The organism is Candidatus Aquiluna sp. IMCC13023, from assembly GCF_000257665.1.
GTDB lineage: Bacteria > Actinomycetota > Actinomycetes > Actinomycetales > Microbacteriaceae > Aquiluna.
Window position 1 is genome coordinate 390300 of the sequence record NZ_AJKR01000003.1, and the last position, 19913, is coordinate 410212.

At 51.5% G+C, this 19913-nt stretch carries 24 protein-coding genes and 1 pseudogene; 3 read left to right on the plus strand and 22 right to left on the minus strand.

The annotated features are described in order from the left end of the window. Nucleotides 1-27: 27 nt before the first annotated feature. Complete coding sequence (locus IMCC13023_RS05665) at nucleotides 28-870, minus strand: tetratricopeptide repeat protein (RefSeq protein ID WP_081478864.1); 843 nt, start codon at nucleotides 868-870, stop codon at nucleotides 28-30. Continuing rightward, the gene (locus tag IMCC13023_RS05670; protein ID WP_007542207.1) at nucleotides 870-2579 is read right to left on the minus strand and encodes a DUF8094 domain-containing protein; all 1710 of its coding nucleotides are present in this window, start codon (nucleotides 2577-2579) and stop codon (nucleotides 870-872) included. Before IMCC13023_RS05670 ends, IMCC13023_RS05665 begins: the two co-directional genes overlap by 1 nt. A gap of 61 nt (nucleotides 2580-2640) precedes the next feature. Between IMCC13023_RS05670 and IMCC13023_RS05675 the strand changes: the two genes are divergently transcribed. Together IMCC13023_RS05675 and IMCC13023_RS05680 are read left to right on the plus strand one after the other, a co-directional pair. After that, nucleotides 2641-3708 (plus strand): coiled-coil domain-containing protein, encoded by a 1068-nt coding sequence (locus IMCC13023_RS05675; protein WP_040325271.1) that lies wholly within the window; start codon nucleotides 2641-2643, stop codon nucleotides 3706-3708. After that, entirely contained in the window at nucleotides 3709-4761 is a 1053-nt protein-coding gene (locus IMCC13023_RS05680; protein ID WP_007542209.1) for an AI-2E family transporter, read from the plus strand. A gap of 11 nt (nucleotides 4762-4772) precedes the next feature. Here the strand turns inward: IMCC13023_RS05680 and IMCC13023_RS05685 are convergent, their stop codons facing one another. From IMCC13023_RS05685 to rpsB, 9 genes are all read right to left on the minus strand, one after another. Then, on the minus strand, nucleotides 4773-5480 hold the full coding sequence (locus IMCC13023_RS05685; RefSeq protein ID WP_007542210.1) for an alpha/beta hydrolase: 708 nt from the start codon (nucleotides 5478-5480) through the stop codon (nucleotides 4773-4775). Beyond that, a complete protein-coding gene (locus IMCC13023_RS07455; protein WP_007542211.1) occupies nucleotides 5480-5776 on the minus strand; it encodes an Rv1322 family protein in 297 nt (98 codons plus the stop codon). Before IMCC13023_RS07455 ends, IMCC13023_RS05685 begins: the two co-directional genes overlap by 1 nt. Next, a complete protein-coding gene (locus IMCC13023_RS07405) occupies nucleotides 5776-6354 on the minus strand; it encodes an aggregation-promoting factor C-terminal-like domain-containing protein (RefSeq protein ID WP_249859725.1) in 579 nt (192 codons plus the stop codon). Before IMCC13023_RS07405 ends, IMCC13023_RS07455 begins: the two co-directional genes overlap by 1 nt. A gap of 50 nt (nucleotides 6355-6404) precedes the next feature. Continuing rightward, on the minus strand, nucleotides 6405-6947 hold the full coding sequence (locus IMCC13023_RS07075) for a hypothetical protein (RefSeq protein WP_157775978.1): 543 nt from the start codon (nucleotides 6945-6947) through the stop codon (nucleotides 6405-6407). Further along, nucleotides 6944-7765: a phosphatidate cytidylyltransferase gene (locus tag IMCC13023_RS05705; protein ID WP_007542215.1), complete on the minus strand. Its 822-nt coding sequence runs from the start codon at nucleotides 7763-7765 to the stop codon at nucleotides 6944-6946. The genes IMCC13023_RS07075 and IMCC13023_RS05705 overlap by 4 nt, the downstream gene beginning before the upstream one ends. After that, nucleotides 7766-8326: a ribosome recycling factor gene (gene frr / locus IMCC13023_RS05710; protein WP_007542217.1), complete on the minus strand. Its 561-nt coding sequence runs from the start codon at nucleotides 8324-8326 to the stop codon at nucleotides 7766-7768. It abuts the gene before it with no gap. 19 nt (nucleotides 8327-8345) lie between these two features. Next, nucleotides 8346-9047 (minus strand): UMP kinase, encoded by a 702-nt coding sequence (gene pyrH, locus IMCC13023_RS05715; protein ID WP_007542219.1) that lies wholly within the window; start codon nucleotides 9045-9047, stop codon nucleotides 8346-8348. Between the two features lie 99 nt (nucleotides 9048-9146). Continuing rightward, nucleotides 9147-9974 carry a translation elongation factor Ts gene (gene tsf / locus IMCC13023_RS05720; RefSeq protein ID WP_007542224.1) on the minus strand — a complete coding sequence of 276 codons (828 nt, stop codon included), beginning with the start codon at nucleotides 9972-9974 and terminating at the stop codon, nucleotides 9147-9149. A gap of 1 nt (nucleotide 9975) precedes the next feature. Beyond that, on the minus strand, nucleotides 9976-11013 hold the full coding sequence (rpsB, locus tag IMCC13023_RS05725) for a 30S ribosomal protein S2 (RefSeq protein WP_040325456.1): 1038 nt from the start codon (nucleotides 11011-11013) through the stop codon (nucleotides 9976-9978). A 245-nt stretch (nucleotides 11014-11258) separates the two neighbouring features. On the opposite strand from rpsB, the gene IMCC13023_RS07460 reads away from it, so the two are divergent. Continuing rightward, the gene (locus tag IMCC13023_RS07460; RefSeq protein ID WP_081478865.1) at nucleotides 11259-11726 is read left to right on the plus strand and encodes a M23 family metallopeptidase; all 468 of its coding nucleotides are present in this window, start codon (nucleotides 11259-11261) and stop codon (nucleotides 11724-11726) included. A 129-nt stretch (nucleotides 11727-11855) separates the two neighbouring features. Here the strand turns inward: IMCC13023_RS07460 and IMCC13023_RS05735 are convergent, their stop codons facing one another. The 11 genes and pseudogenes from IMCC13023_RS05735 to ffh all read right to left on the minus strand — a co-directional run bounded on the left by IMCC13023_RS05735 (nucleotide 11856) and on the right by ffh (nucleotide 19913). Continuing rightward, nucleotides 11856-12746, minus strand: coding sequence for a tyrosine recombinase XerC (locus IMCC13023_RS05735; RefSeq protein ID WP_007542227.1), 891 nt, complete (start codon nucleotides 12744-12746; stop codon nucleotides 11856-11858). Nucleotides 12747-12829: 83 nt separating this feature from the next. Further along, nucleotides 12830-13867, minus strand: a complete 1038-nt coding sequence (gene dprA, locus IMCC13023_RS07080; protein WP_007542228.1) for a DNA-processing protein DprA — start codon at nucleotides 13865-13867, stop codon at nucleotides 12830-12832. A gap of 73 nt (nucleotides 13868-13940) precedes the next feature. Beyond that, nucleotides 13941-14270: a DUF2469 family protein gene (locus IMCC13023_RS05745; RefSeq protein ID WP_007542236.1), complete on the minus strand. Its 330-nt coding sequence runs from the start codon at nucleotides 14268-14270 to the stop codon at nucleotides 13941-13943. 18 nt (nucleotides 14271-14288) lie between these two features. Continuing rightward, complete coding sequence (rnhB, locus tag IMCC13023_RS05750; RefSeq protein WP_007542240.1) at nucleotides 14289-14921, minus strand: ribonuclease HII; 633 nt, start codon at nucleotides 14919-14921, stop codon at nucleotides 14289-14291. Then, complete coding sequence (gene lepB / locus IMCC13023_RS05755; RefSeq protein WP_007542241.1) at nucleotides 14902-15651, minus strand: signal peptidase I; 750 nt, start codon at nucleotides 15649-15651, stop codon at nucleotides 14902-14904. The genes rnhB and lepB overlap by 20 nt, the downstream gene beginning before the upstream one ends. 11 nt (nucleotides 15652-15662) lie before the next feature. Continuing rightward, nucleotides 15663-16016: a 50S ribosomal protein L19 gene (gene rplS / locus IMCC13023_RS05760; protein WP_040325274.1), complete on the minus strand. Its 354-nt coding sequence runs from the start codon at nucleotides 16014-16016 to the stop codon at nucleotides 15663-15665. A gap of 126 nt (nucleotides 16017-16142) precedes the next feature. After that, a complete protein-coding gene (trmD, locus tag IMCC13023_RS05765; protein ID WP_007542258.1) occupies nucleotides 16143-16829 on the minus strand; it encodes a tRNA (guanosine(37)-N1)-methyltransferase TrmD in 687 nt (228 codons plus the stop codon). Beyond that, nucleotides 16819-17349: a ribosome maturation factor RimM gene (rimM, locus tag IMCC13023_RS05770; RefSeq protein ID WP_007542260.1), complete on the minus strand. Its 531-nt coding sequence runs from the start codon at nucleotides 17347-17349 to the stop codon at nucleotides 16819-16821. Before rimM ends, trmD begins: the two co-directional genes overlap by 11 nt. Nucleotides 17350-17365: 16 nt before the next feature. After that, on the minus strand, nucleotides 17366-17602 hold the full coding sequence (locus IMCC13023_RS05775; RefSeq protein WP_007542261.1) for a KH domain-containing protein: 237 nt from the start codon (nucleotides 17600-17602) through the stop codon (nucleotides 17366-17368). Between the two features lie 257 nt (nucleotides 17603-17859). Further along, a pseudogene (gene rpsP / locus IMCC13023_RS07410) lies at nucleotides 17860-18267 on the minus strand (30S ribosomal protein S16); the annotation flags it as partial. A gap of 143 nt (nucleotides 18268-18410) precedes the next feature. After that, nucleotides 18411-19913, minus strand: coding sequence for a signal recognition particle protein (ffh, locus tag IMCC13023_RS05785; protein WP_007542263.1), 1503 nt, complete (start codon nucleotides 19911-19913; stop codon nucleotides 18411-18413).

Consider the following 19913-nt stretch of genomic DNA (forward strand, 5'->3'; position numbering starts at 1 on the left):
GAACAAATGTCCCAAAAAGACTGATGCCTAGAACAGCAGCGTTGCCAGTCTTCGCCTGGCTTGCACGACTTCTGGGTCGCTATCACCGATCAGGATAAACATTTCTAGCAACCGGTCGCGAATTTGATCGCGAGCATCGGATTCGATTTCAAAGCTATCAAGCAGCAGCGCAAGTGAGCCGCGAGCATCTCCAGCAATCAGCAACTGATCGGCTTCATAGAACAGCGGACCCAGCGTCCCAGTTTGATCTTTTGCCGCAAGTCTCAGCATGAGATTCACCTGGGCAAAGCCTGCCGTGGCATCTGAGTCATTTGGGTATTCAACAATTAGCTTTTCGTATAGCCTCTTGGCTTCTGGTAGGTCACCTCTGTCAATTGCCGCGACTGCATCTAAGTGCTCCGGGGCAAGTGGTTTTTCAGGTGCCGCACCGCCCTGGACGCTGACGGTCTGGGTTATGTTCTTTTCCCCAGCCAGCTCCAACACCTGGCCCAGCACGCTTAGTAGCTGCTCTTTAGTCGCCTCACCCTGAAACAAGGGCGCCGGTTGCCCCGCCAAAATAGCGAGCATCGCGGGTGCCTTGTCAACAGCAACGGCCTGAGCCAGCTGAGGGCTTGAAGTGATATCGATGTCTATGCCGGCGAAACGGCCTTGGCTGGACTCAAGGACCGCTAAAACGGCAGCTCTTAGCCTCACAGAAGCCTCAGACTGGTCAGAGACCAGCATCAACACCGGAGTGGTTTCAGACAGCGTTAGATAGCGCCTCAGCGTTGGCTCATCACCGGGGACGAGCCAGCCGGTAATAGCAGTGCCAGCCGGTGGCGTTGCCTTATTGGCCAGACCCGAAAGATCCATAGCTCCGAAATTACTCATTACCCGCCCAAGGTTAGCGCTGAGAGAAGCTGCTGGGTGGCACCGAGCAGAGTTGCGCGTTCATCAGAGCCAGACGCTGGGACGTTGAATAGCAGCATCGCACCGTATTTAGTCTCAATCCCAGTTGCACTGCCGCCAGTGCCCAGCAAAATCGACTCATCGCCAGTGATTGCAACGGCGTCACCGGGCTCCTTGGGAATAATCGTGTAGGTGTCGATCATGTAAAGCGCTACCAGCGCGCCGCCCTCGGAGTTCGCCAGAATGACGGGCTGGCTTTCAGACAAAGCATGCTCAAAGCTCAAATTCGCATTGCTCAAAGTTTCTTGGAGGCCTAGCTGAACAGCTGAAACATCTGAAACATACTGATTGTCCGGATCTATCAAAAGTGCCCACGGAGAATCAAAACCGCGATTCAAAAGATTACCTAGGCCCTCAACAAGGGAAGCCGGGTCCATAGACAAGAACTTGTTATCTTCCTTGAGGGCATTAGCCCCGACTATCTCGGCCGGCACCTCCGGGAAGCTGATGTTCGGAAGCAAGTCGGAGTATTGATAGAGCTTGTAATCATCTCGCGGAGACTCTTGACGTAAGACCATGACCTGTAGGGAGTCTTCTCCTGTCACAACAATGGTATTTCTTGGCCAAGTGTCGGTTGCCCCGGGCAAAAATAGTTGCACTGGGCCAGAAAGAATTTTCGTTGGAGCAACTGAAGAGTCCGTGCTCTTCGCTGCCAGTGCATAGGCGGCTCTGCGAATTTCCAGAGCGGGGCCCGTAACCCTAACCTCGAGGGACTCTCTATCCAGAGTGGCATCTGCAACCGCGACTACCTCGGAGATCTCGCTCAAAATTCTTTCAAGCTGAGAACTATCAAGAGTTGCAGTCAGGACACCCGGCTGCTCGAGAGGTTTGGGCGAAATGATTGGGTTTTGATAATCCGGCACGCAGCCGGCTAGCATTCCCACCGACAAAGCTAAGCCAACATATTTCATGCCCCTTTGAGCTCTTCTACTCGTCAAAGGCCCATTGCCCGCCTGAGACGCTGCCCTCTTGGGCTTGGGAGGCTTGGGCCTTTTAGGGCCTCGAGTATTTCTTCGACTTCTAAACTTCTTTCCGTAGACAAATGCTGCGTAAAGTCCTAACAGCGCACCCACGAGCATGATCACTAGACCTATGCCAGTAATTGGCGCGATCGGAGCTTCAGTTTCCTCTAATTTCCAGGTAACGCGAAGTGTCCTAGGAGCCAGCTCTATTCCGGTTGATGCCACTAGGACCGCAACTTCGTTGTTCAACTCAATGGGTAAAAGAGCGGTTCCATTACTCAAAATTTCTGTTTTCCAAATGTCCGCACCAACTGGATCATCCAACTCGCCGGCCCCTGGTCTCTCAATTTCCACCAAGCTTGCGATTTGGTTTGTCTTATCCACGGATAGCCTCATCTCCACGTAGGCAGAATCACCGAGCCAAGCCACGATGTCTGACTGTCGACCAGCTGCCATAAACACAGCACCGTCGCCAATTGCAAACACCGAGTTCTCGCCCTCATAAGCGCTAAGTACAGCGTTTGGGATTAGAACGTAACTGGCCGGCTGAGTAAGCGAGGCGGACGCATTGATAACGCTAATTGGCTGATTTTCAAGTTGGTTGGTGAACCCGATGGCGCTGGAAACCAGCCCTGTCACAAAGACAAATAGGGCGATCCAAAAACGCATAAACCAGCTCCGAGTACACTTGGGTAGCCACGAAAGTTTACTATTCAACCGAGGATTCAACTTGCCATCTGATTTTAATCGCTTCGAGACCAGCAAGCGAGGCTATGACCCGGAGGCAGTCGAGCGCGAGCTAAACGCCCTCAACTCGGAACTTGTCCGTGTCAAAGAGCAGGCGGCAGAAAACTCAGAGGCACTTCAACGGGCTCTTGCTCAACTTGCACAGTCCGAAGCAAAGCTGATCGGAACGATGGCCCCGAGTTTTTCAAGCCTTGGAGCCGAGGCCGCAGAGCTTCTTATTCGTGCAGAGACCACTGCCCGAGAGATTGAGAGCGCAGCGGCTGAGACAGCCCAGGAGCTCATCGAATCTGCCACTCAGGAAGCCAAGCGGATTGCGCAAAATGCCGAAGATGTTTATCAAGATCAAATTACAGCCGCGGAAAGACGAGTAGCCCGAAGAATTGCCGGTGCAAAACACGACGCCGAACTGCTTCTAATGAAGGCAACCACCGAGGCTAAGGACAAGCTGCGGGACATTGAACTAGAGGTTGCGAGGATGCGCGGACAGGCCGCCACGGAAGTTGCTTCTCTCAAGACAACGGCAAGGCGCGAAGTTGAGGCCAAGAAGGCCGAGCTAGATGCAAAAATTGCCGGGCAAGGACTTCTTAATCTTGAACAACTTGGAATAGAGCAAGCGGCAAAGGATCTGGCTATAGCGGATTTGGAATCGAAATTCAAAACCCGCAGAAGAGTTGCCGAGAAAGAATATTTAGAAAAGCACAACGAGGCCGTTCACCAGACCGAGAGCTATCTAGAGTCTGCCAAGAACGACCTGACTGAGTTGAAAAAAACGATTTCTACTATTCGACTGGAAATTCAAGCCCTTGAGATGGAAGCCGGTCAAGCCCAGAGTCGGATTCTTTCTGATTCAAGGAGTAAGGCCGAGGCAATAGTTCACGCCGCCGATCTAGAGGCGGCTGAGATAAATGCCAAGGCCCTTGACAGCATCGCCGAGCTTGAGAAGGCCAGGGAACTGCACATGAAGAATATTGAGAATCGTGTGCGTTCAGGTGAGCTTTATTTGAAAAACCTGCGTAGTTTGGTAACCAACACTGATTCTCCGGAGGAATAGATGGAACAGCGCGCAAGAGTAACCAACTCATTCCAGATTGGACTGACCGGCGGACTCGGGGTGCTCACGGCAATAATTATCGGCGCCGCTATTTCTCAGACTGCCACGGTTTTGACCTACATAGGCATTGCATTATTCCTAGCGCTAGGTCTTGATCCGGTCGTAAGGTCCTTGACCAAGCGCAAGGTTCCTCGCCCGCTTGCGGTTGGCCTAGTTGTCATTGTGTTTTTGGGAGCTGTCGCACTAATACTTTGGGCGATCATCCCAACGGCCGTGAGAGAAGCAGCAAAGCTAATCGAGCAGATACCAGATATTGCAACCAGCCTGGTTACGACTGATCTGATAACCCGTTGGGATAGCCAGCTGGGTGGCGCAATCACAACCGCCACGAGCTCAAGCCTCGATTTCATAAGTAATTCCGCAAACTGGCCGGTGCTTCTTGGAGGAGTACTGCAGGTTGGAATCGGAGTCATATCCGGCGTGGTCGGCGTCGTCGTTGTAGTTATTCTCACCCTCTACTTCATGGCCTCGCTTGAAGGAATGAAGGACTACCTTGCAAAGCTTTCCTCGGCTTCTAAGCGCGAGCGCTTCCGTAAAATAACCGACCAGATCGCCTACTCGGTCGGTCGCTGGGTTATGGGCCAAACATCCGTCAGCCTGATTCACGCGACCAGCCTATTTATATTTCTGACCATAATCAATGCACCGTTCGCCTTACTTTTGACCCTTTTGGCCTTTACGATCTCCCTAATCCCACTAATTGGACCACTTTCATCGGCCATTATCGTCATTACGGTGACCCTGATTGAAGGCCCGCAGCTGGCACTTATTGCGGTTATTTACTACTTGATTTACCTGCAGCTAGAGGCATATCTAATAGCTCCGAGGATCATGAAGAAAGCTGTTTCAATCCCGGCAGCCCTCGTTGTTATCGCTGCCCTAATGGGAGGAACACTCATGGGTGTTCTAGGAGCGGTTATTGCTATCCCGGTTGCGGCATCAATCTTGCTAATCGTTCGTGAGGTTTGGATGCCTAGGCAGCAACTGCGCTAGGGACAGAAAAATTAGAAACTAGTGGGGAGTGGAGAGCTTCCTGGAACTGTGACTTCGGCTAATTTATCCAAGACTCTCTTTGTCGCTTTTTCTCCGACCCAAAGATGCTTTTCCTGATCAAATCCAAAAACCTCAGCGTGATCAACAATGGCGAACCTGGAAGCAGCAGCTACTGGATCGAGGTATTCGTCTAGTTCAGGAACCAGCGCAATAAGTGGTCTTCCAAACTCATTCCAACGCAAAAGGTCACTATCGGTTGCTCGATGAAGCGGTGGCGAGAGCAATATTGCTCCCATGATCTCAAAATCTGGTCCGTATTTGATTGCAAGCTCAGTTCCAAACGACCAGCCGACCAGCCAAGGTGTCGGAAGGCCCCGATCTAGACAGAACTTCACTGCGGCCGATACATCCGCACTCTCTGACACGCCATCCGAAAACTGGCCCGAAGAGGTGCCCCTGGGCGATGAGGTGCCTCTGGTGTTGAATCTAAGCACAGCTGCCCCAATTAGCGCTGGCAAACGGTTGGCTGCCTTCCTAATCAAATGCGAGTCCATGAAACCGCCGTGAGTAGGTAATGGGTGAAGCATTATCAAAGTCGTCACCGGCTTGCCGACAGCAGGAATGGACAATTCTCCGACAAGCACTTCAGAATCGCTGGTATAAAGCTCAATGTCTTCGCGAAAGCCCGGAAGAACGGTCGAGGAGCGAATCTCTTCCACTAGGTCAGCATCCCATCAAACAACTTCCAGCAGTGCTTGTGAAAGTGCCTTCTGGTCTCCACTCCACGATGCAGATCCCAGGCAACCGTGTGGGCAAGACCTTGCTCAATCTCAATTTGACAGACGGGACACTTCCAGCTTTTGCCCTCCTCAGCGTTCGCACCCGAGCTCTGCTGAACTTGAAATTCCACGCCGCGCTTTATTTCCGAGTGCGGCAAGGTAGTGCGAATCGTTGAAAAATCTAACTCACGATACTCCCGCTTGGCAGCATTTCGACGAGGTCTACGACCAACCATCAGTACCAGTTGTGACTGTCGGAGTGGGCAAGGGCAGCACAAGGTGAGCCGTAGCGCCCCTCAATGTAGCCCAAGCCCCACTTAATCTGAGTCTCAGCGTTTGTTCGCCAATCGGCACCAGCCGATGCCATCTTGGAAGCAGGCAGTGACTGCGGAATCCCATAGGCGCCAGATGATTTATTGGTGGCGGTTAGTCTCCAATTGCTCTCTCGCTCCCAGAGCTTTACCAAGCAAGAGAATTGCGTGTATTCCCAGCCCCTGGCCTTAGTTTCTCCTAGGGCGAACCCCTTTGCGCTATCAGGATCCGGAGTCGGAGCGTTCCTAACTACGAGCCTGAGCGCGGTCGCTCCATCTACAAGCTCGAACTCACCTCGACCAAAACCGTCGCCGGGAATGGACTGAATTGTGAGCTGCTGGTACTCCATCTCTTCGCTCTCGAAACTCTGCATTGAACTAGCAGAGGCAAAGGCACCCGAGTAGGGATCAACCGCTGTCACCATGACCAGTGCGGACACGAAAACAAAACCCATGCCGACGCTTGTCAGCGGGTATGTTGCCTTCGATCGATGTTTTGCCAATTTGCTCCTCAAGGAAAGACAAGCCTATTAGGGGTTTGGCTTTGGGGCAATTAGCCCAGAGCGATTTGCCGGTGGCCAGCGCTAGCAACCAGGTCGCAAAAAGCGTTCACTTCTGACCTCGAGACGCCCGATCTAGCTGACCCAAGTGACCAAGTTCGGACTTCTAGGGGCAATGGTGAGACCAGTTTGCCCCGGTTTACTCTGATGGAGTTCATTAGCTCAGCTACTTGAGATTTCGAGTAGCCGTTTTTCTGCCCTGAGAAACGCTCATTGGGGTTCTTGCCCAACACCTGAGCAATCTCGAAAAGCAAGTGATTTAGTTGAGTCAGAACAGGGGATTTACCAAACCTGAGCATTCTTTCAGCTACCTCCCTTGCCTCAAGAGAGTCGCCGAGCCTAGCCAAAGTGTTATCTACAGCCATAATTTGGTAGCCCCCAGGTACAAGATCAAATCTCGACACAGAGACGATGGAAGAAGTAATGAGACTTCTGCCGGCGGCTTCAAACTGAATCTTGATCCGCGTTAGCAGCGCGTCTACTTGATCAGGCTGATACCCCATTAGATCTGACTGGCTCTTTGGAAACATAGTCAAAACACTAGCTGACTCATGAGATAAGCCACAAAGGAGGATGGAATCAAAGAGTCAATGCGGTCCAGCACTCCACCGTGACCGGGCAGAACTTTACCCATATCTTTCACATTCAAGTCCCGCTTTATTAGCGACTCGGAAAGATCGCCCAACACAGAACTCAATAAAATTGCTGCTCCAAAGACAAGGCCAAACAAAAATGATGCCGGTGTGATTAACACAAGAACTTGTCCACCCACAAAAGCCCCAAAAATTGAAGCCGCAAGGCCCTCCCAAGTTTTCTTTGGGCTAATTTCAGGAGAAAGCTTGGTTTTTCCAAAAAACCTTCCAATTAGATAGCCAAAGGTATCGATTATGGCAACCGTGAGGACAAGCCCGAGAACCCACTGCACTCCAACTGGCTCCAAGACAAGCTGGATTGAGAAGCTCAAAAGCAGGGGCACGTAGACAAGAACAAAAGCAGTACCCCCAAAATCTCGAAGGGTCTGCTTGAAAGACTGCTTGTTGGAGGTGTAAATCAGAGTCGCTATTCTCCAAACGACCAAAAGAGAAGTCGAAATAAGCAACCCGAGCCACTGGCCTTCAGCGCTCAGGAAATAAGTGCTGATAACTATCCCCGGTGCCAAGAGAGCAACCAACCTCGGTACATGCCAACCGGCTGAACGCATTGCAACGCTCAATTCTGCCGCAGCGAACCCGGATGCGACCGCCACCAGCAACGTAAAAGCTAGGGGATGAAGCAAAGACAGCAATAGAACCGCGCCAAGGCCAAAACCGACCGCTAACCGCGGCCCTAAGGTTCTAGTTTTAGCCGATGCCATCTAAACCTCTAGCAGTTCTGCTTCCTTGTTCTTCAACGCATCATCAATCTTGTCGGTGTGGGCTTTGGTTAGTGCCTCCAGTTCTTTTTCAGCACGATCAACCTCGTCCTCACCGGCACCGCCGTCTTTCTTGACTGCCTCTAGGGCTTCCTTTGCAGTTCTTCTAATTCCTCGAACTGAAACTCGACCGTGCTCTGCTTTGTCGCGAGTCAACTTAACGTATTCTTTTCTTCGCTCTTCGGTTAGCTCCGGGAGGTTGATCCTAATAATTTCGCCGTCGTTATTTGGCTGTGCTCCAAGATTCGGCATCGCCATTAGGGCCTTTTCAATGGCTGGTAACGCGGTCTTGTCGTAGGGATTAATGATTATTGAGCGAGCTTCTGGGTTTTGGATACCGCAGAGCTGCGTCAGTGGAGTTGGAGTTCCGTAATAGTCGACCATCACCTTCTGGAACATTCCGGGGTTGGCCCTACCCGTCCTGACCGATGCAAAGTCATCCTTGGTCGACTCCAAAGCCTTGTCCATCTTGTTTGTGGCCTCTGCCAAAATTTCTGAAATCATCTCATCTGCTCCTATTTGCCTATGCTCGAACCCGGGTGCCGACTTCGCTTCCCAAGAGCGCAGCCGAAATATTATCCATTCCAAATACTCGCATCGGCATTTTATTGTCCATGCAGAGCGAAAATGCTGTCGAATCTACAACCTTTATTCCTTGAACCAGCGCATCCTGATAGCTGATTTCCTTAAGCTTCTTGGCCTCTGGGTTCTTGTGTGGATCAGATGAGTAAACGCCATCTACGCCGTTTTTAGCCACAAGCACCTCGTCCGCAGAGATCTCAAGAGCACGTTGCGCGGCAACAGTGTCAGTGGAGAAATACGGCAAACCCGCTCCCGCACCAAAAATAACTATTCGACCCTTTTCCAAGTGCCGGATTGCTCGCAATGGTAGGTAGGGTTCAGCGACTTGAGCCATGGAAATGGCAGTCTGGACCCTAACATCGGCACCAGCCTGTTCTATAAAATCTTGAAGGGCTAACGCGTTCATAACAGTGCCGAGCATGCCCATGTAGTCAGCTCGCCCGCGATCCATGCCGCGGTTAGAAAGCTCAGCACCCCTAAAGAAGTTTCCGCCGCCAACGACAATTGCAATCTCTACTTCTTTAGCCGCGTCTGCGATTTTCTTGGCAACTGCAGCAACCACGTCTGGGTTTACCCCCAGTCCACCGCCTCCGAAGGCTTCTCCGGAAAGCTTAAGAAGAACTCTTCTTTTCTTAGTCTCCAATTAGCCCTCCAGGTATCACGACGTTTTTCCTTTCCAATACTAGGGCGCAAACAAGAAACGGGCCCGGTCATTGACCGAGCCCGTTGATCATTTCTTGAACTAAATGCCTACGCGCAACCTTAGGAAGCCAGTCACGGTCAATCCGGCAGCCTTAGCCACCTGAGCAACGCTCTGCTTGTTGTCCTTTGCGAAAGGCTGGTCGAGCAGACAGGTCTCCTTGAAAAAGCCGGTTACTCGCCCTTCAACTACCTTCGCCAGAGCTGCCTCAGGCTTACCCTCATTACGAGCGGTCTCCTCGGCAATTTCGCGCTCCTTGGCCACAACTTCAGCCGGTACATCCTCGCGTGAAAGGTAAGTTGGGCTAAAAGCGGCAATGTGCACGGCGATATCATGAGCAGTGTCTGCATCGCTGCCCTCGTAGCCAAGTACAACCCCAACCTGCGGCGGAAGATCGCGACTAGTGCGGTGCATGTAGGTATCGAGACCAGGTGCTGAGATGACCTCAACCCTTCTAAGCTCTACTTTTTCACCCATGATTGCCGCCTTGTCGATGATCGACGCAGAAACTGTGCTGTCGCCAAGCGGTGCCTCTAGAGCAGCCTCAATGGAGGTTGCGCCAGCAGCAGAGATCGCATCTGCAACCTGGTCGGCAAGGGTAACGAAGTTCTCCGCCTTTGCAACAAAGTCGGTCTCGCATGCAAGCTCAATCATCACTGCTGTTCCACCAGCAATTCGAGAAACGACAAGACCGTTTGAGGTCGTTCGACCTTCGCGCTTTGACACTCCCTTGAGACCCTTGAGTCTCAGGACTTCAAACGCCTTCTCGATGTCTCCGTCGGCCTCGTCTAGAGCGCCCTTGCAATCCATCATCCCGGCTCCCGATTTTTCTCGCAGAGCCTTTACGTCCGTGGCTGTGTAGTTCGCCATGTTATGCGTCCTTCTTGTCTGTGTCTGCCTCTACGGCTGGGGTTGGCTCCTCAGTTGAAGCTGGTGCCTCTTCAGTCTCAGCGGCAGCTGGTGCCTCTTCAGTCTTAGCGGCAGCTGGTGCCTCTTCAGTCTTAGCGGCAGCTGGTGCCTCTTCAGTCTCAGCGGCAGCTGGTTTCTTGGTCTCTGCCTTCTTAACTGCTGGCTTCTTGGCCTCTGCCTTTGGAGCTTCGGTTTCTGGAGTTTCAGTCACTGGAGCCTCGGCCACAACTTCGGTGGCTTCTGCCTTACCCTGCTCTAGCAATTCGCGTTCCCACTCAGCTAGAGGCTCAGCCTGAGCCTCGTCCTTCGAGTGACGAGCAATCATGCCGTCGGCTGCTGCGTCAGCAATCACCTTGGTCAAGATCTCGATTGAGCGAATAGCGTCGTCGTTACCTGGAATTCCGATGGTTACATCATCCGGGTCACAGTTGCTATCAAGAATTGCGATCACAGGGATGCCTAGCTTCTTGGCCTCTGTGATTGCTAGGTGCTCCTTGATGGTGTCAACCACCCAAAGTGCACTCGGAGTCTTCGCCATGTTGCGAATTCCACCAAGTGACTTCTCTAGCTTGTCGCGCTCACGACGGAAAATTAGTAGTTCTTTTTTGGTGAATGACGACTTGCTGGCGTCTTCAAAATCCATGGTGTCAAGCTCTTTTAGACGCTGGATACGCTTGTTTACAGTGTTGAAGTTTGTTAGTAGTCCACCCAACCAACGCTGGTTGATGTACGGCTGCCCAACGCGAATAGCCTCGGCGGAGATAACTCCCTGAGCCTGCTTCTTAGTTCCAACGAACATCACGGATCCGCCATTAGCAACTAGATCGCGAACGAAGTTGTAAGCATCGTCAATGTGCTTGACCGACTGCTGCAGGTCGATGATGTAAATGCCGGAACGGTCCGTAAGGATGAAAGGCTTCATCTTTGGGTTCCATCGCTTGGTCTGGTGACCGAAGTGGACTCCCGCGTCCAAGAGTTGACGCATTGTGATCGTGGCCAATTGGCCCTCCTTTTGGACACCGAAGCATCCACTCAGTTTCATGATTCGACCGGTTGGCCTCATCCCTGGCATTCCATTTGACAGCACCTATTTCTAGGACCGAGTTATCAAATTGATTGGAACACGCGAATTCACTCAATACCGAAGCATTGAGAGTGTTACTAGCATACCAAACAAAGTCCTTGTTTTTCCAGTGCAATTAGGCATTCATCAATCACTGCGGACCTTTTTGCCAATCTCGAGTCATGTTTAGATTATTGGCAATTCTTTCGACCTTGATAACCCTCGCAAGTCAAGAGTTTCGTCCTCCAGAAATCTGGGCAAAACCCATTCCCTTTTTCCAAGTCGAACACCAATTTTCAGCTCCGGTCTCTCTTTATGGCTCGGGACATCGAGGGCTGGATTTCGTCCTGGAAGCTGAGCAAAGTGTTTTGGCACCAACTTCAGGACTGGTAACTTTCTCGGGGCCAGTAGTAGATCGGAACATCATAACTAGCAGTGGGTACCTGCTTAGCTTTGAGCAAATATGCTCCTCATTGCTGCCGGGAGATTTCGTTCGACGAGGACAGGAGCTTGGCAAGTTTTGCTCAATCAACGAAGACTTTGAATCTCACTGTGAAAGCTGCGTGCATTTTTCTGTGAGAAGTGACCGCGGCTACCTAAACCCGGAGCTCTTTCTGGGCACTCTTATGCCCAGCTTTCTGAAGTTATAACTACTGCCCGGTTGCTGTCTTCACGGAAGCAGTGACTCATGAGCAACGACTTTCAAATACCTTTTTCTCCCTAAGGATTAGGGAGCATAAACTTTGGTAGTACTTTGCCAAGTTTGCTTTCGAGCCGAGCTATGCGCGAGGGTGCGCTTGTTCAAATGAGGAACGCAACCGCTCAACTGAAACGTGCGTGTAAATTTGAGTGGTGGCCAAGGAAGCGTGCCCAAGTATCTCCTGCACGGCCCTCAAGTCGGCCCCGTGGTCTAAAAGGTGAGTCGCAGCCGAGTGCCGAAGTGTGTGTGGGCCTGCGGACCCGAGGTTGGTGGTCTCCAGTTGACTTGCGACAACGTCATAAAGCTGGCGAACTCCAACTCTTCTGCCCCGCGAGCTCAAGAGCAGAGACTCTGGCGAGGTCGGTGCTTCAACAGCCGGTCTTCCAAACCTGATCCAGCGTTCGATCGAGTCCTTCGCTCTCAGACCGTAGGGCAGCATTCGCTGCTTATTACCCTTACCGGTGACCCTCAGTAGCTGTCGCTCGTGGTCTATGTCCGATAAATCCAACCCTGCTAGCTCGCTCACTCTCATGCCGGTTGCATACAAAAGCTCGACAGCACAGTGGTTCATTAGACCGACTGGATTGTCTTGAGTTGCCTGAGACGCCATTCGATCAAATACCGCGCTCAATGAGAGCTCTGACGCCACCTTCGGCAATGGCCGGTCTAGCTTTGGAGAACGAAGCCTCAATGCCGGGTCTTGATCAGCGAGGTCAGAATCAGCCCTCCAAGCAGTGAAGTTTTTAATCGCCGAGGTTTTTCTTGCCAGTGTTGCCTTCGACCCGCCCGCTTCGGAAATTCGATAAAGCCAGCTTCTGAGTGCCTCAAGGTCTAGGGACTGTTTTGTGTCGGACAAAAAAACTAGCAAGTCGTTGATGTCAGAGCTGTAGGCCTTCTGGGTGTTTGCAGAAACCCCACGCGCCTTTAGCTGCTCTAGAAACTGAGCTAGGTCCTGGTTGAGATTCTGCATGCCTCCAGAGTAAAGGGAGAATCTCGAAACACTACTCCCGCTCACACCTTTTCAGAGGGTTCTTGGACGCCAAAGATCTGCGCTTAACTGTAAGTCTTCGCTGCCATCGACATACTGGCTTTTACTTGCTTGAGGTCGAGTCCAGACTCCATCGCTATTTCACTTGGAGTTTTTGCTCCTGCTCGAATGGCATCTTCAACTCGCTTTTCAATCCACGAGGGCTCAATTTCTATGAGTTCATCAAGAACATGCTGCTTAGCCAACCCCTCTTGAATCATTGTGTTGCAGCCTTGACTTTGCTCGCTCGCCCAAGAACCCGCCAAAGCATAGACCTCTCGTCCTAGAGCTCTGGCGTGATTGGCAGTGTTCCTGGAGCCAGACCTAAAGGCAGCCTCAACTACGAAGAGTTCCCTGCACATGGCAGCTATGAGGCGGTTGCGCTGCAAAAACCTAAACCTTGTGGGAGCTGTTCCGGGAGGCATTTCGCTCATAAGCACTCCCCCGGATCGCACTATCCGGTGAAACAGTTCCCAGTTTTCCATGGGGTACGCCTTGTCTAGACCGCCGGCCATAATTGCGACCGTTGGAAGTCCAATTTCAAGAGCTGCTTCATGAGCTGCTCTGTCAATTCCCTTGGCGCCACCTGACACTATGGGCATGCGCAAGCTTGCAACCAAACGCCTAGCATTTGATGCCCCCTTTGCTGAAGGCTTTCTGGTTCCTACAATCCCGGCGAATTCCTGCTCCAACAAGCCCTCATCCCCTGCCACCCACAATAAAAGTGGTGCGTGATTCCCAAGATCGGTAAACCTGCCATGGACACTCGGTAGCGATGCGACCGCAACTGGTTTGGCGTTCCAACGGATTCCGCGCTCGACAAGCTGATCAGGATTGACCGAAGGTAACCGAAGACAAACTCGCTCTTCCATGGATCCAAGGTCACTCCCATACTCGGGGAAGCTTTCAGAAATAAAAGCCCGCCACGTTTCGAATTTCTGCTCTTTTACGCTTTCTAGGGCTTTCGGTCCGAATTCATTCCAGATCAAATTGCTCAAAGCATCGCCGGGCTCCGACAGTGAACACCAGGAAATTAGATCTAATTGATCTTGGCTTAGATGCATGGACCCTCCTTTTGAAAGGAGAGTCTCATTCAAAATGCCAAAGTTCTGGGGACTCCTTGAAAACTGTTGATAACTAGGGCTGATCGCCCACTGCTAATTCTTCCGGTAGTTCAAATTCTTGACTGCCGATTTCCTCAACATTGACATCTTTAAATGTCATGACTTTAACCTGTTTTACAAATCGATCGGTGCGATAAATGTCCCAGACCCAAACATCGGTCATTGCAAGTTCAAAGTAGAAATCCGTTGCAGTGTCTACTCGTTTTAGTTCCACATCGTTGGCAAGATAAAATCTGCGCTCAGTCTCAATTACGTAGCGGAACATTTTCACTACGTCTCGATACTCGCGATAGAGAGCTAGTTCAGCTTCCCTGTCGTAGTCCTCAAATTCGTTCTCATCCATAGGGCTAAATCCTAACCCTCAAAACAAGCCGTTGTCATCCGCAAGAATCTTCGTTAGCCAACTGAGACGGTGATAATGACTCGGTCCAATTTCACGCAGTGCTGCTATGTGGGCAGGTGAAGAATATCCTTTATTCCCTTCCCAGCCGTAAGCCGGGAACTCCTGACCAAGCTTCATCATCAAAGAATCACGCTCGACCTTAGCGCTAATTGCACCGCCCGAAACCGAACCGCAATCCCGGTCCGCTTTAACAATTACTCGCACCTCAATGCCGATATCCCCTAGCCAGTTATGGCTGCCATCGAGCAACACAACCGCCTCCGTAAGGTCAAAGTTTTCTAGGGCACTTAGAGCGGCCTTTTGAAGAGCAAAGTTGATTCCCATTGTCTCAATCACTTGAACATCGGCGTATCCAACGCTCGGCTGCCCCCAGCTAGCGACCTCTAGGGCTAAAGGGGCTCGCCTTCTCTCTGTTACTAACTTCGAGTCACGTAAATCGGCTGGCATTGAGTCAAGACCCTCGGCCTTTAGACCAAAGGCGCCGACGGCAACTGGTCCGGCAAGCGCTCCGCGACCGACTTCATCAATGCCGATTACAAGGCGATGAGTTTTTAGGAGCTCACGCTCGAGGTCAAGGCTTGGGTAAGACATCGAACGTGTTCGAGTAGTTGTCCAGGTAACTCCAGTTTTCCACTGGCCAGCTAACCAACATGGCTCGACCTACGACCACATCAAGCGAAACAAATCCTTTGGAAGGGAGATCCTGATGAAAACGAGAATCAGTTGAATTTCCCCGGTTGTCGCCCATGACCCAGAGGTAACCTTCGGGAACTGTTATAGAAAATTCGATGTCGGAGGGGTTTGCCCCATCCCGAATATATGATTCGTCAATAGCAATGCCATTGACCATTAGTCTGCCGTCGGCATCACAGCAAGTAATTACGTCTCCGCCAACGCCGATGACGCGCTTAACAAGGTGCTCTGCTGAATCTGGAGCAGTTATCCCAAACGTTCCTAGAACAAAGTCCCCAAGCTCCTCAATGGCGGGCTTCTCAATCGAGGTGACCACGCCAAGCCAGCCCCCGGGGTCCTGAAAGACAACGACATCACCGCGTTGAACAGTAATCACTTCTGGAACCAACACGTTCACGATAATTCGGTCATTTATCTGGAGAGTCTCCAGCATTGAGCCAGAGGGTATGAAGAATGACCTAATTAGAAAGGCTTTTATAAGAACTGAAAGCAGGAGAGCCACACCCACAATGGCGACAAAGTCGACAAGGAAAGCTAGGACCGGATTTTTTCGTAAACGGCGAGACCTGCGCCTGAAAGCGTTCATGGCACCAAGCTTCCGAGGTCGAAATTCCCCGTCGAACGACATGGGGGCTTTTTCTACTTGACGTTGTCGCGCTTCTCGCGAACCTTTGCGGCCTTGCCGCGAAGCTTGCGCAAGTAATAAAGCTTTGCGCGTCGAACATCTCCGCGCGAAACTAGCTCAATCTTTTCTAGAACTGGAGTGTGAACAGGCCAGGTGCGCTCTACGCCAACCTGGAAGGAAACTTTGCGGACTGTGAAGGTCTCGCGAATCCCATCGCCGGAGCGACCGATTACGATTCCCTGGAAAAGCTGAACACGGCTGCGGCTACCCTCAACGATGTTTACGTGAACCTTTACGGTGTCACCGGCTCGGAAGTCTGGAATATCGTGCCTTAGGCTCTTGGCATCTAAGTCATCAAGAATGTTCATTTTTATTCTTTCCTCTTGCACGCAGGTCAAAATGGCTAGTTTCTAATAATGTGTTTGTTCCGACTCCCCTGCGGCAGAGCTGATTGGAACATCTAGAAGTCTCTCACAGGCAAAGACTATTGGCAACTATTCAGCGAGTAAATCAGGCCTATTTACTTTGGTCCGACTCAGTGATTGTTCTTTGCGCCACTTCTCAATCTCGGCGTGATGTCCAGAAAGCAACATTTCCGGAACGTCGAGGCCACGCCAACTTGCCGGCTTTGTGTAGCTGGGGTACTCAAGCAGTCCTGAGTTATGCGATTCTTCGTTCAATGATTCAGCGTTTCCGATCACACCTGGAATAAGGCGACAGATCGCTTCTATCATTGCTATTGCCGCGACCTCCCCGCCATTCAGGACATAGTCACCTATTGAAACTTCCAAAACCTCTGCCTGACCGCCGGCATGATCCACAACTCTTTGATCAATGCCCTCGTATCGGCCGCAAGCAAAAACCAAGTGCGATCTTGTGGCCAGATCAGCGGCAAGCTTCTGAGTGAAAGGGATACCGGCAGGAGTGGTGAAAATTATTGTTGGCCTTTGATCTTTTGGAATGATTTCATCAAAAGCATCACCCCAAGGCTCGGGCTTCATTACCATTCCGGCCCCTCCTCCATAAGGAGAGTCATCGACCGTTCGGTGCCTATCGTTGGTCCACTTGCGTAAGTCATGTGCTTCAAAGCCGATTATTTTCTGATCCTGCGCCTTACCCAACAGCGATAGCCCAAGGACGTCAAAAAACTCCGGGAAAATGCTTATCGCGTCAATCTTCATTCGCTGGGGTCTCCAACTGTTCGAAAAGCCCTCCGGGCGGAGTGATTTCCACCATACCCGAATCAATATCAACCTTTGGAACAAAAATCTTTAGAAAAGGCAACAGCACTTCGCCATTCTCGGTTGTAATTGCGAGTAAATCCTGCGCTGGCTTGTGCTCGACCCGGTCAATAAAACCGATCTCGATGGAGTCTCGAAACACCTTTAGCCCCGTTAGTTGATGATCGAACCACGCCTCGGGTTCTTGAGGGAGTTCATCTAGAGGCTGATCAACAAGAAGAATTGCACGGATAAGGCCCTCGGCATCTTCGCGGCTTTCTATGCCTTCAATAAACAGGACGGGCGAACTGTTGTACATGCGAAGCTCTTTGACAACGATGGTCTTACCAAACCAAGAAGAATCTTCTGGTACCTGAAGTTTTATTTCGGCGCCCGGTGTAAAACGCTGCTCGGGACTGTCAGTGTAAATTTCGAGCTTTATAGCTCCCTTGAGACCGTGAGCTTTTAGCAATCGCCCCACTCGGAGCTCAGTGGAACTAGAAATCGGTGTCCACCACGTCTACTCGAACGCGCTTGCCCTCTGCAAGAGCATTTACGACTGTCCTAAGAGCGGTCGCAGTCCTGCCATTTTTCCCAATTACACGACCCAGGTCGTCGGGGTGCACGCGCACCTCCAGTAGGTCGTTCGGTCCCACCTTCCGCGTTGCCACGGTGGCGTCGTCAGGGTTGCTGACAATCGAACGAACTAGAAACTGGAGGGTCGCCTGCAACATGCTTATTCGGCCTTTGGCTCTTCGGCTTCGGCTACTGGAGCCTCGGCTGGAGCTTCTTCAGCAACAACTTCTTCTGCTTCTGCCGCAGGAGCCTCTTCGGCTACTGCTTCGGCTGGAGCCTCGGCTGGAGCTTCTTCGGCAACAACTTCTACTGCTTCTGCCGCAGGAGCTTCTTCGGCTACTGCTTCTGCCGGAGTCTCTGCCTCGGTTACTGGAGTTTCGGCCACTGGTGCTTCTGCTGCTGGTGCATCAGATGGTGCCTCTGCTGCAGGAGCTTTTACTTCCTTGGCGGCAGGCGCATCTTCAACCGGTGCCTTCTTCTCGACCTTTGGAAGAAGAACTGACTTCTTCTTTGCGTCTGGCACGAAAGGAGTCTTGGCAACCTGAGGCTTGATGGTGTTCTTGAACTCACCATTCTCATTGGCCATGTCACCGCTGAGCTTTAGTAGAACTGCAGCCTGCTCGGTTGGCTGAGCGCCAACTGATAGCCAGTACTTGGCTCGTTCAGACTGAATCTCAATGATTGACGGGTGGTTAGTTGGAACATAGCGCCCAATCTCTTCGATTACTCGACCATTACGGTGAGTACGAGAGTCGGCTACCACGATGCGGTAGTGAGGGCTGCGCTTTTTACCAATGCGCTGAAGTCTTATCTTTACGGCCACAATTCTCCTGTGAGTTTCTGGGACGAGTTTCACCGTGAGCGTGGGGACACACTCTGGTGTTTCTCTAAGGTTTTTCGATTACGTCTCGTTAGAGGGTCGAGACGCTCGAACTGTCAAAGTCTGCCAGAAAACATGAAGTTTCGCTAGTTTCGGAGACCAAAAGCACTACCGGGTTTTGATTCGGGGGGTTGCGAGACGCTCAAACCTTGATTTTCAGCCGCTCTTTTAGCCGGATTTCCGCTTTTAGAGCCCTGCTTTTTCTTGCTGCTTTTTTTCCCGCCGATGTAGCCTCCGCCAACGGCTCCGCCCATCGCGACCGGATTTGTGCCAGGAATATTTGGCATTCCGCCCTTTGACATGGTCTTCATGACCTTGGCAGCTTGCTCGAATCTATTCACGAGTTGATTTACTTCTGTGACCGATGTGCCAGAGCCTTTTGCTATCCGCATTCGCCTTGATCCATTTAGCACCTTGGGGCCATCTCTTTCCAAAGGAGTCATTGAATAGATAATTGCTTCGGTCCTAGCGATTTCGGATTCGTCGAAGTCCTCGAGCTGTTGCTTCATCTTCCCTGCACCCGGAAGCATGCCCAACAGGCTCTTCATGCTGCCCATTTTTCTGAGTTGCTGCATTTGCTCTAGAAAATCCTGGAGTGTGAATTCCTCATTGGCTATCTTGTCGGCAAGCTTTTTTGACTCTTCCTCATCGAAGGTCTTTTGAGCCTGCTCGATGAGACTGACAACGTCACCCATATCAAGGATTCGACTTGCCATCCGCTCCGGATAAAAGGGCTCAAATGAATCGAGGTCCTCACCCGTGGAACTAAAGAGAATTGGAGCTCCGGTTATGTTTGCAACCGAAAGTGCCGCACCTCCCCTGGAATCGCCATCGAGTTTCGTTAGAACGACTCCGGTTACCCCAACGCCATCCTTGAATGCCTTCGCCACGTTTACGGCATCCTGACCCAGCATCGAGTCGACGACAAACAAAATCTCGTCTGGAGTCACGGCATCGCGGATGCCGATGGCCTGCTGCATCATTTCCTCGTCGACGCCCAGGCGACCAGCCGTGTCCACGATGACAACCGAAAATTGCGCCTTCTTGGCATGGGCAATGGCGTCTTTGGCAACTTTTATCGGGTTGCCCACCCCGTTTCCGGACTCCGGGGCAAAGACCGGTACGCCAACCTTTTCGCCCAAAACCTGCAATTGGGTGACAGCGTTTGGTCGCTGTAAATCAGCCGCCACCAAAAGTGGAGTTTGGTTCTGCTCTTTTAGCCACTTTGCAAGCTTGCCTGCCAAGGTGGTTTTTCCGGAACCTTGAAGACCCGCCAGCATGATCACGGTAGGAGGGGACTTGGCAAATTGAATTCTTTTATTTTCTTTTCCAAGAATCTTGGTCAGTTCGTCATTGACAATCTGAACCACCTGCTGAGCTGGATTCAGGGCCTTAGAAACCTCATCACCGAGGGCGCGCTCACGAATGGCAGCTATGAAGTCCTTTACGACCTCAAGGGCTACATCAGCCTCCAGAAGAGCCCTGCGGATATCCCTGAGCGTGGCATCGATGTCACTTGCCGAAAGCCTGCCCTTGCCTCGCAGGTTCTTGAAAGTGTCTGATAACCGATCAGAAAGATTGCCGAACAA